The organism is Streptomyces sp. NPDC052016, assembly GCF_044548445.1.
Classification (GTDB): Bacteria; Actinomycetota; Actinomycetes; order Streptomycetales; family Streptomycetaceae; genus Streptomyces.
Genome location: NZ_JBIUBX010000060.1, coordinates 1 through 10,207 on the forward strand (window position 1 = coordinate 1; position 10,207 = coordinate 10,207).

Annotated in this window: 11 protein-coding genes and 2 pseudogenes; 4 read left to right on the forward strand and 9 right to left on the reverse strand. The window is 68.1% G+C overall.

Annotated features, from left to right (window positions below; genetic code table 11):
- Positions 1-61 precede the first annotated feature (61 nt).
- Genes ACIHAR_RS39470 through ACIHAR_RS39480 form a run of 3 tightly spaced genes read right to left on the reverse strand, consistent with a single transcriptional unit; the run spans position 62 to position 2,995 of the window.
- On the reverse strand, positions 62-529 hold the full coding sequence (locus ACIHAR_RS39470; RefSeq protein ID WP_400024082.1) for an RNase A-like domain-containing protein: 468 nt from the start codon (positions 527-529) through the stop codon (positions 62-64).
- Positions 487-1,512 carry a hypothetical protein gene (locus ACIHAR_RS39475; RefSeq protein ID WP_400024083.1) on the reverse strand — a complete coding sequence of 342 codons (1,026 nt, stop codon included), beginning with the start codon at positions 1,510-1,512 and terminating at the stop codon, positions 487-489. The genes ACIHAR_RS39470 and ACIHAR_RS39475 overlap by 43 nt, the downstream gene beginning before the upstream one ends.
- A gap of 37 nt (positions 1,513-1,549) precedes the next feature.
- Positions 1,550-2,995, reverse strand: a complete 1,446-nt coding sequence (locus tag ACIHAR_RS39480) for an NF041680 family putative transposase (protein ID WP_400024094.1) — start codon at positions 2,993-2,995, stop codon at positions 1,550-1,552.
- Positions 2,996-3,264: 269 nt separating this feature from the next.
- Here ACIHAR_RS39480 and ACIHAR_RS39485 point away from each other — a divergent pair, with 269 nt between their 5' ends.
- Positions 3,265-3,462, forward strand: a complete 198-nt coding sequence (locus ACIHAR_RS39485; RefSeq protein ID WP_365468518.1) for a hypothetical protein — start codon at positions 3,265-3,267, stop codon at positions 3,460-3,462.
- On the opposite strand, the gene ACIHAR_RS39490 is transcribed toward ACIHAR_RS39485, so the two are convergent.
- From ACIHAR_RS39490 to ACIHAR_RS39500, 3 genes and pseudogenes are all read right to left on the reverse strand, one after another.
- Positions 3,459-3,641: a hypothetical protein gene (locus ACIHAR_RS39490; protein ID WP_400024097.1), complete on the reverse strand. Its 183-nt coding sequence runs from the start codon at positions 3,639-3,641 to the stop codon at positions 3,459-3,461. The two genes, ACIHAR_RS39485 and ACIHAR_RS39490, sit on opposite strands and share 4 nt — an antisense overlap.
- Position 3,642: 1 nt before the next feature.
- Positions 3,643-3,954, reverse strand: a pseudogene (locus ACIHAR_RS39495) (WXG100 family type VII secretion target); the annotation flags it as partial.
- 56 nt (positions 3,955-4,010) lie between these two features.
- On the reverse strand, positions 4,011-4,433 hold the full coding sequence (locus ACIHAR_RS39500) for a WXG100 family type VII secretion target (RefSeq protein WP_400024085.1): 423 nt from the start codon (positions 4,431-4,433) through the stop codon (positions 4,011-4,013).
- 214 nt (positions 4,434-4,647) lie between these two features.
- On the opposite strand from ACIHAR_RS39500, the gene ACIHAR_RS39505 reads away from it, so the two are divergent.
- Positions 4,648-5,313 (forward strand): type I restriction-modification system subunit M N-terminal domain-containing protein, encoded by a 666-nt coding sequence (locus tag ACIHAR_RS39505; protein ID WP_400024086.1) that lies wholly within the window; start codon positions 4,648-4,650, stop codon positions 5,311-5,313.
- Positions 5,314-5,740: 427 nt separating this feature from the next.
- On the opposite strand, the gene ACIHAR_RS39510 is transcribed toward ACIHAR_RS39505, so the two are convergent.
- Together ACIHAR_RS39510 and ACIHAR_RS39515 are read right to left on the reverse strand one after the other, a co-directional pair.
- Positions 5,741-6,994: an SLC13 family permease gene (locus ACIHAR_RS39510; protein WP_400024087.1), complete on the reverse strand. Its 1,254-nt coding sequence runs from the start codon at positions 6,992-6,994 to the stop codon at positions 5,741-5,743.
- Positions 6,995-7,102: 108 nt separating this feature from the next.
- Positions 7,103-8,221 (reverse strand): PrpF domain-containing protein, encoded by a 1,119-nt coding sequence (locus ACIHAR_RS39515; protein ID WP_400024089.1) that lies wholly within the window; start codon positions 8,219-8,221, stop codon positions 7,103-7,105.
- Positions 8,222-8,392: 171 nt separating this feature from the next.
- Here ACIHAR_RS39515 and ACIHAR_RS39520 point away from each other — a divergent pair, with 171 nt between their 5' ends.
- Positions 8,393-9,346: a LysR family transcriptional regulator gene (locus ACIHAR_RS39520; protein ID WP_400024091.1), complete on the forward strand. Its 954-nt coding sequence runs from the start codon at positions 8,393-8,395 to the stop codon at positions 9,344-9,346.
- A 48-nt stretch (positions 9,347-9,394) separates the two neighbouring features.
- Here ACIHAR_RS39520 and ACIHAR_RS39525 read toward each other — a convergent pair whose 3' ends face one another.
- Positions 9,395-9,562, reverse strand: coding sequence for a hypothetical protein (locus ACIHAR_RS39525; RefSeq protein ID WP_400024093.1), 168 nt, complete (start codon positions 9,560-9,562; stop codon positions 9,395-9,397).
- A 53-nt stretch (positions 9,563-9,615) separates the two neighbouring features.
- Here ACIHAR_RS39525 and ACIHAR_RS39530 point away from each other — a divergent pair.
- Positions 9,616-10,207, forward strand: a pseudogene (locus ACIHAR_RS39530) (transposase); the annotation flags it as partial.

Consider the following 10,207-nt stretch of genomic DNA (forward strand, 5'->3'; position numbering starts at 1 on the left):
GTTACGAGCGAAAGGCCGAGCACTTCCTGGCCTTCGTCGGCATCGCCGCAGCCCTCATCAGCTACCGCCGACTCACCAACTGAAACGGCGTCTTATACCCGGACTTCGGGTCACTCGGATCCACCGGCTGTTTGAACACGCTGCGGCCGCTGGTCTCGCCGTTCGGCGCTGTCGAGTAGAAGGATTTGACGTCTCCCTCCCCCGGCGGTGGTGGGCCCTTGATCCAGGCCTCGATGTCGGCCTGGTTCTGGTTGAGGTTGTATTCGGTCAGCTCCTCCGCCCGCCGGTAGTTCGGGAAAGCCGAGGCGGCTTTGGGGTACGGCTTGCCATGCGGCCAGGCCTGGGTCGGCCCGTTCGTCTGCTGGTCCCGCAGGCGCTGCGCGAGCTGCTCGTCCGTCTTGCCGACGTGCCTGTCCAGCGTGTGACCGTGCTCCAAGTACTCGTTGGCGGCGAGGTTGAGGTCGTACTTGCCGGTCGAGTCGACCTTCAGCCAGACCTGCGAGTCCTTGAACTCCTCCAGGGCCCGCATGCCGAAGCCTCCGCACGCGCCTCCTGGGCTTCGAACTTGGGAGCGCTGCAATGTGCCTCATCCAACGGGTCCATGAGTGCGTCGAGTTGGGGGACGAGCGCGTCGACCCGCCGGTTGTACTCGGTGACGATCGCGTTCAGCTTGGCGGTGTCCATGTTCAGGACGATGCCCTGGCCCAACTGGCTCGCGCCCTTGGCCACACCCTTGGCGAGGCCTTTGACCAGGCCCTTGACGTCGTCCATGCCGACGCCGTCCTTGAGGTTGACCTCGACCTTGGGAATCGCGTCGCGTACGGCCTCGATGTAGACGTCCCACACCTCGCGATTGAGGTAGACGGCCGCCTCGGCGAATTCGTAGAGGAGGTCGCTCACTTTCTGAGCCGTGTCGAACAGCACGCTCATCACGGGATGGGTGGCGGTCTGCGAGGAGGAGCTGTCGTGTTTCCACTCGTAGCCCTCGCGGCTCTTGCCCCACGACGTCGTGCCCCACAGCGAACTGCAGAAATGGCGCATCGCGTCGTGCCACTCGCTGTTCGTCTGCTGAGTGATGCTGCTGACGTTCCCGGTCAGCGCGCTCTCCGCCATGGACAGGGAGATGGTCGTCGCCATCCACGCCTTGGACAGCGCGTTCAGGTAGTGCTGCTGTGGAAACGGATAGACCTCGGCGACCTTGCCCATCCGGAAGGCGTGCTTCACCACGGGCCTCAGCACGTCCCGGACCGGCTCGGGCACCCACTCGAGGATCCTGCGGATGAAGTCGTCGCCGCCGTCGTCGTCGCCCCACTTCAGATTCGGCACGGAGCCGTAGGCGGGCGGCTTCTCGATGACCTTCGGCAACGGCTGGACGACCGGTTTCACCTTCCCGGTGGGATCGTTGGCCGCATCCGCCTTCGCATAGGCATTGGCCGTCGAAGTGAAGCCGACTGCCGCACCCCCGATGCTGACGACGCTCTTGGCCCATACCTCGAGGAAGCGGTTGCCCACCTTGACGTACGACGTCGCGAACGCCTGAGCTTGTCTTTTAACCTCTGAGGTTGTCGCGCTCGATGATGCTCTCGGGCCGCCTGGTCGTTTTCCCAACGTCATAACGGGTCGTGGGACGGCGATTCTTGGAGCCAGGTGGCCTTGCTGGTCCGGGCGTTGAGGGTTTCGGTGCACGGGCCGGACAGTGCAGGTACGGGCGGAGGTTCCGAAACCCTCGGCGGACACGAGCCGGGGTGAGCCGTGTGAGCTCCGCTGGCCTCTCCCAGGGGCGGCGGAGATCCACCGCGGCTTCGCGGGTGAGGCGAAGCTGGGTGTGGGCGGCGATCACGAGCCACGTCCAGCGATCTCCGGCCTCGGGGGTGCGCAACTTCGGCCGGGTCCACCCCAGGGTTTGCTTCATCAGCCGGAAGGTGTGCTCCAGGTCGAACCTCCTCAGGAACGCCTGCCAACGCACGTCGACGTCGACAGTCGTCATCCCGGTCTTCGAGGACCACAGCCACAGCGGCAGCGGTTCGTTGCCGCCGGGCAGGCGGTCGATCTGGAGGCGGATCAACGTGCCTTCGATGATGGGGAGGTCGCCGGTGTGGTGGATCCAGGCGGAGCGGGTCGTCAGCCGAGGGTGGATGCGGTTCCAGGCCATCGCTCGGGCGGTGCCGTACCGGTCGGTGACCTGTGTCGTGGCCGCGTCGGGCTCCCCCCAGGTCTCCGGCCTGGCGAAGCGGAGCTCCTTGCCGTGCTTCGGCGGCCGTCCGCCCTGCGGCGGAGAGATCCAAGGTACCGGGACCGGCTTGCGCATCACCCGGTCCGTGCGCATCCGGCCAAGGACCTCCACCGGCAGCCCGGCCAGGAGGTGGGCCATGCGCGGGGCGTCGTAGCCGGCGTCGAAGACGATGAGGATGTCTCGGTCGCCGACATGCCACCGGCCCATCTCGATCAGGTCCGTGACCACCCGGCGGACCTGGGCGGCGGTGACCTCGGCGACGTCGTCGGCCGGACCGAGACGGACGGCGTCCAAGAGCTGGCACCAAGAGGTGCGGCCCGATTCGAGGGCGGCGACGAACGAGTACGGCCAGCCGGGCACGAACTGGTCCGAGGACCGGCCGCTGCGGCCGTAGACGTGACAGAACAGGCGGTCGGCGCTGGTCGGCGCGTCCGGGCGGAGCCAGTTGCTGACGTCGACCGCCAGCACCAGCCGCCCGTCCGCGGCCTGCGGCATCGGCAAACCCGCCAGCACTTGCCGCAGCCGGGGCACATCCACGCTCCCGCAGTTCAACGCGCCGTACATGGCACCGTGCCCGCGCCGGTGCTCGGCAACCAACGTGAGGTCCACCGGCGCCCTCACCGGTCCGTCAGCACATAGCAACGCGTCCACCAGCTCGAACAGTTCGTCTCCGCGTGCGGTCAGGCAGTCGAATAAGTCGTCCCTGAAGCGTGACGCTTTCGCGAATGCTTCCCCGGGACCAGCGTCAGGCAGCAGACTCACCTTCACGGCCTTCGTCTCGATCAGTGCACCTTGGTCGAAGCACATGATCGGACGAAGGCCGTCCCAGCGTCCGGCGAACGCCATCCGTACGATCAAGTTCGACGACTCGTTCGACCGTGACAGCGAGGGGCTTAATGCCGGAGATCGTTCAATGGCTCGTGGAATGGCATGCCGCACAAGAACACGAACTCCGCTCTCGCGGGATCAGCCCCACGGTGAATCAGCCAGCCCCTGGCACAGCAACCGGAGGGCGCCCGAAGGCAACGGCCGTGAGCCTCACTCTGGAGTCGGACGAGCGCCTGGGGAAGCTGTTCGTATGGGAATCGGGAAGCGCTTCACTGCTCTTCATCGACTCCCAGACCGAGTACACCTGGCAAGACCAGCAGGTGATCAACTCGGAGAACGACCTGCCCCGGATCCTGGCTCCGCTCATGAAGCTCGTCGAAGGATCCGCTGACCAGGGTTAAAGGACAAGCTGAGGCGAGGTGCCGTAACCGCCGGCGTCCGGGTACTTCTGCAGATCGTCGAGCAGGCTCTTGGCGCCTTTGTCCATCACCGTCTGCTGGCTCGCCACACCGCCGGAGACGCGGTGGAGGTCGGACGGCTTGACGTCGATGGTGCCGTTCTGGCCCGGCGGCGTCCCCATCAGCCGCCCCCCAGCCGCGCAGCACGGCCTGGTGCGCTGCCGCATAGTTGATGTGGCTCGTGTCCGCACACTCGTGCAGCCACTTCTGGGCCGCCTGAAGGTCCTGGGCCGAGCGGTCCCACTCATCGAGCTTGTCGACGAAGACCTCGCGGGCCTCCCCCTCCCAGGACAGCACGACCGGCACGACCCGGTCGTGGAGGTCGTCGAGACTGCTGTTGAGCTTTTTGAGGATGTCCTCCAGTTCGGCGGCGAGCTCGCGGAGGGAGGCGAAGGAGACGGTGATGTGGCCGTCGTCCGCGCTCCCGGTCGGCATAATTCCCCGTTTCGTAGGTGTCGTAGCGGTGGCGGCAGAGGTTCTCGCAGAGGCCGTCAGAAGGAGTCGAAGCTGCTGCGCGGAGGGACGGACCCGACCGTCTCCGCGTTCGGTGTCGACAGTTTGTCGACCTCGCTGTCGATGTCCACCGCAATGCTCCGCAGTCCGGCCACCACGTCCAGCTCCTGTTGCGTGAAGCCGTCCCGGCTCAGACGTACGGCCTGCTCGAGGTGCCGGATCACTTCGCGGATGCGCATGGCGTCCTCGGCCGCCGCCCGGTGGAACCCGCGGTACGCCGTCGCTGCCGGTCCTCGCCAACCGGCTTCGATGCGGTCGACGATCGCGTCCATCCGCTTTACCTGCTTGTCCAGGTGATCCTGCATGTCGTCGAGGTCATCGGCCAGTTTGGTGAGGTCCTGGCTCGACACCTTCAGATCGACGCCGCCATCTTGGCCCGCGCCTGCTCCACCTACACCCATGCTTCGTACCTCCGCCCCCGCGACTTCGGCATGGCAAACCGTGTGTGCATGGTGTTCCTAACCTCGCGCTCTTCCCAAGCCGACGCCCGGCGGCGAGCTCGTGGAAGGGCATCCGACGGGCAGGCCCGGCACTTTCGGCCATGGGCATCACCGGGCACCCGCGTCCCGTCCGTGCCGCGGCGGCCGAGTCCGGGATTCGACCAGGTGGGTACCGATGTCCGAGGTGGGCGTTATTTTTGATGCTGATCGTCACGGTGCCTTCGCCGCCTGTCACGGCGCGGCGCACCCGGCGGTCGCGGCCCGCGGGCTGATGGACGTCAGCTGGGCTGTGGCTGATCTACTGCGCCGCAGCATGGCACCCCATCATCATCGCAAGGTGATCCTCCCGTTCGTCCTGCTGCGCCGGATGGACTGCCGACGCAGGCAGGAGTCCGACTCGCCGGGGAGAGCAACGGTCTCAGAAGCCGATACCCGCCTCGCGGCCGACGCCTTGGGCACGGCGGCGGCAAATTCGGACGGGACCGGCAGCGCGCCCTATTCGGGCAGCCTCGGCCGCCTGCTCGAAACGGTCGACGAGGCATCGCCAGATGCCGAACTCCTTCTCGCCGAAGCGCTGGAACGCTTTGTTCAGGGCTTCTCGGCCGAGGCGTCGTATGCGCGCGGCCGAGCCACGGCGGGTTCGATCCGAGGGGGCCGGATGTCGCCGTTCCCGGCGGGATGTTCCGGTACCAGGTCGTCGTACGCAGCGAATGTGTCTACGGCCTCGGCATCCCAGATCGAGAACCCTTCTGCCCGGTACTCCTCCGGTCCCAGCCGAGCGCGCAGGTCAGCGAACTTCTCCACGACGCCGGCCTCGGGCGTGAAGTTGGACCACGGCTGATAGGTCGCCCGTGACCACCGCGACCTGGGCCGGCAGGCCCTCGGGCACGGCCACGTCCCGACCAAGTCCATGTACGGACTCCAGCAGACTGCTCATCTGTCCCCCTCGCGCCGAGTGCTCGATCACGCTCGACCCTGGCGGGCCCACAGCCCCCGCTCCGAGCAGTACTGGGGAACGCCCCACCCTCCGCTCCAGCGGATGATCAGGTCTTCCGGCTGGCGGGAGACGCGCACGGATGCGACAGGCCGCAGAGGCGCGGGGACGGCCCGCGACGGCGGGCGGGGTCGGGTGCGATAGTCCCGATGCGGAGCGGCGGTCGCTTGACGACTGCGTCTGTATCCCCCTGGTCCTGCACACAGAATCAGCACGGAGGGCGCCGTGCGTAGTCCAGCTCGGCGCCCTCCGCTGTCCGTCGTCGGTCTTTGCGCTATGACCAGGGCAGGACCAGGGCGCCCCAGGCGACGACGGGGCCGAGGGCGACGATTCCGCCGGTGTAGCCGATGACCTGGCGGTAGAAGCGGCGGGTGTCCACCCCACGGGCGTTGCTGAGGACGAGTGCTCCGTTGGTCGAGAAGGGAGAGGTGTCGACGATCGTCGTGGAGACGGCGAGCGCGGCGATCAGTCCGGCGGCGCTGAGGTGGCTGGAGAGCAGCAGCGGTACGGCGATGGGGATGATCGCTGTGAGAATCGCGGTGGAGGAGGCGAAGGCGGAGGTGATGGCCACGGTGAAGCACAGCAGCAGGGCGACGACGAGCGGGGCGCCCAGGCCCGCGGCATGTTCGGAGATCTCCTCGATGATGCCGGCCTTCTCCAGCATCGCGATGTACGTCATCATGCCCGCGACCAGGAGCAGGGTGGACCAGCTGACGCCGTCCACGGCCTTCTCCTGCCGCTTCATGTCCACCAGGGCCAGCAGGGCGCCGGCAGCCAGCGCAAGGAAGCCGATCTCCAGGTGGAAGCCGAGCGCGCCGACGACGAGGGCCACCAGGCAGGCGAGGGTGAGCCACTGCCGCCAATCTGGCCTGCCGGAGACGGCGAGGTCCTCGTCGTCGGCTGCCTCCGCGGCGCCCTCGACCAGCGGGGCGGGACGCTTGGCGAGCAGGGCGTAGGTGAGGATCGAGAGCACCAGGTTGATCACGAAGCTGGCGCTGAACAGCGCCACGGCGGAGACCTGCAGATCGGTCTTGTCGACGAGGCCGAGCACCAGCGCACCGGAGACGGCCAGCGGGGAGAACGCGCCCGCGTGCCCGCCGCTGATCACCATCATGCCGACGACCAGCGGGTTGAGCTTGTAACGGTACGCGAAATTCATGCCGATCGGCGCGAGGATCGCGACCGCGGCCGGGGTGAACGTACCGAACGCCGTCAGCAGGGCGGCCACCAGGAACAGTACCCAGGGGATGAGCTGGACCTTGCCGCGTACCAGCCGCACCCCGGCCGCGACGAGCCAGTCGATGGTGCCGTTGCGGCGGGCGACGGAGAACAGGTAGGTGACTCCGACGATGGTGACGAAGAGCTTGGCCGGGAACCCCTCGAAGATTTCGTCCTCGGTGAGGCCGAGCGAGGCGGTGCCGACCGCGAAGGTGGCGACGAAGGCGAGGATGCCCAGGTTGATCGGCAGCACGGTGCCGACCACGAACATCACCAGCAGGGCGCCTATGGAGATCACTTCAGCAGACATCTTTGTCCTTGGTGCGGTGGGACGGGGGTGGCGCGCCCCCGGGGGCGCGAGGGTATCCCGGTACGGACGGCGGGGAGCCGGCCCGACCGAGGTGATGTTCGTCGCGGCTCAGGCGGCTTGCGGGCGGCCCTCTTCCGGTACGTAGATGCGGGCGTCGGCGAGCAGACGGGCCGCGCGCCGCACGGTGACCCGGTGCGGCAGGCCGTCCCTCACATCGGTGCAGCGGACCGCCACGACGCCGGCGGGCGTGCCGAGGCGCAACCACTCGTCGGTCGGGCCGCCCGTGATCCGGGAGACCACGGACCCCTGCAGCAGCCCGGCCGCCGCGACGGCGACGGCAGAGGTCAGGCCGATCGCGGGGTGCGGGGCGTTCATGCTGAGCATGCGCACCGATACGTCGTAGTCCTCGGCACCGATCGGTTCACCGAGGGTGGTGGTGTACGAAACCGGCGGGCCGACCAGGCCCACCTTGGGCACCGCGTCGCCCGGTTCCTCGCCCGGCCGGAGCAGCCCCATCAGGGGTGCGGCGGTATGACGGACGGTGCGCAGCCAGTAGACGTCTGCGGTCATCCGCTCCAGTGACTCGGCACCGGTACGCCCGGCACCGGCGGCGTCGACAAGGACGACTGGCGCTCCCGCGGTCACCATGCTCACGCGTACCGGCTCGGCGTCGCCGACCCGCAGGTCCTGGGCCGCCTGGCCGGTGGGGAGCAGTAAGGCAGTGGTACGGGCGGGGTCGCGGAAGGTGAGGCCGACCGCGACCCCGCCGGCACGGGTGCCGGGTACCGTCTGGCGGCCGAAGTGCTGCACCACGCCTCCGGGGGTGTCGACGATCCCTTCGAGGACCGCGCCGGTATTGGTGTTGCGCATCACCACGCGCGTCCGGTCGCCGGTGACCGGAACCATTCCTTTGGTCACCGCGTACAGGGCGACGCCGGTGGCGCAGTTGCCGCAGTTGCTCGTCCACTCCACCGAGCCCGTCCCGATGCCGACTTGGGCGAACAGGTAGTCGACGTCGACGCCGGGCTCGGGTGAGGCGCTGACCACGGCCGCTTTCGAGGTGGTGGGGGTCGCCCCGCCCACCCCGTCCAGCTCCACGGGATCGGTGGCGCCGTACGCGGCGACCAGCAGCCTTTCGAGGTCGCCACGGTCGGTCGGGACTTCGACCTGGTTGAACAGCCAGCACTTGCTTGTGCCGCCACGCACCAGGGTCGCGGGAATGTGCACGTCTGAGGCTCTTCCTGGGTCAACGGAGGTAGGGAAAAGGCCGATGCAGTGGTTACGGGCGCATTGCGGGCCGGTGAACCGCTCGGCGATTGCGGAGACCTTCGCAGAGGCATGACTTCGGAACAATCGCAGTTCGCTTCACCTGGGTTTAGCTCAGCTAAAGTCGTCGGCATGCTCAACGTGCGTCGCCTGCTGCTGCTCACCGAGGCCACCGAACGCGGTTCACTCACTGCCGCGGCGGAAGCCCTCGGCATGACCACCTCCGCCGCCTCCCAGCAGATGTCCCTGCTGGAGCAGGAGGCAGGGCAGCCCCTGATCGAGCGGCTGCCGCGCGGTATCCGCCCCACGCCGGCGGGTGCCGCGCTGGCCGAACGCGGTCAGGCGATCCGCCGGGAACTCCGTGCCGCCCAGGCCGACCTGGACTCCTTCACCGCCCTCGACCAGGGAACCTTGCGGCTCGGTTCCTTCCCCACGGCGAGCGCGTCCCTGCTGCCGTTGGCGCTCACGCGTTTCCGACGCCGCCACGCCGGCATCCGCATCGAGGTACGCGCCGGAGTCCTCGCGGAGCTCAGGGAGATGCTGCACACCGGCGAGGTGGAGCAGGGGCTGCTCTGGGACTACGAATGGAACCGCCTCGACGATCCGGCGCTTACCCCCACCCACCTGCTGGACGACCCCACGGTGCTGGTCGTCCCTGCCGACTCACCCCTGCGCACACATCCCTCCGTGCGCCTCGGCGACCTCGCCGACCAGGAGTGGATCATCCGCGCCGACAACCACCCCGTCGCCGACGTCCTGCGCCGCAGCTGTCGCCAGGCGGGATTCGAGCCGCGCATCGCCTACTCCTCGCACGACTACCAGGAGGCACAGGCCATGGTCGCCGCCGGGCTCGGCATCGCCCTAGCCCCCCGCCTGGCCCTCACCAGCCGCCGCAGCGACGTACGCCTCCTGCCGTTCGCCTCCGACGTACCGGCCCCCACCCGCCGCATCCTCCTCGCCCGCGCCGCGGCACGCCCCGCCACCCCACCCGCCCAGGCGATGGCCCGCGTCCTGCGCACGGTGGCGCAGCGATTCACCACCCCAGACCTGCACCGGGCCCAGCTCGGGGCGGTCCGGCGGGGCTGACGCTGCGGCCACGAGCTGCGCCCCCGCCCAAGCCGCGAGTTGCCTTGCTTACCTGAAGCGCCCTTGACCGACTGCGAGTCGACGTGGGAAGCGGAAGACCGTCAGCCACGGCCGCTTCCCGATCAGTTCGCGCATGGCGGCGTCGACGTGGTGGCTGTAGTTGTCCCAGACCAGCACGATGTTGCCGCCGAGCTGCTGGTGGGCGGAGTCCAGCAACGAGGGGGACTGTAAATCGTTCGGTGTAACTCCCGATCATGGAAGATGCATCGATGACCAGCGACAACATGCCTGAGGCCGAGTCCGTCGAGCCGTCTGAAGCGGCGCCAGCGAAGTCTGTGGACGACCAGCTGATCGACGAGCTGGTGGGCCGGGCTCAGGCCGAGGGCCTTCAGCTGACCGGCGAGGGCGGGCTGCTTCAGCAGCTGACCAAGCGGCTTCTGGAGTCCGCTCTCGAGGCGAGATCACCGACCATCTCGGCTATGACAAGCACGACCCGGCCGGGAAGAACGGCGGCAACTCACGCAACGGCACCCGTGCCAAGACCGTGCTCACCGACGTCGGCCCGGTCGAGACAGCCGATCCCCGCGACCGGGAAGGCAGCTTCGAGCCGAGGATCGTCAAGAAGCGGCAGAAACGCCTGACCGGCGTCGACGAGATGGTCATCTCGCTCACTGCGAAGGGCCTGACCACCGGAGAGGTCCAGGCCCACCTGGCGGAAGTCTATGGAGCGGACGTATCCCGCCAGACCATCTCCACGATCACCGACAAGGTCCTGGAGGGCATGGCAGAGTGGCAGAGCCGGCCTCTCGACGCCGTTTATCCGGTGGTCTTCATCGACGCGATCCACGTGAAGATCCGGGT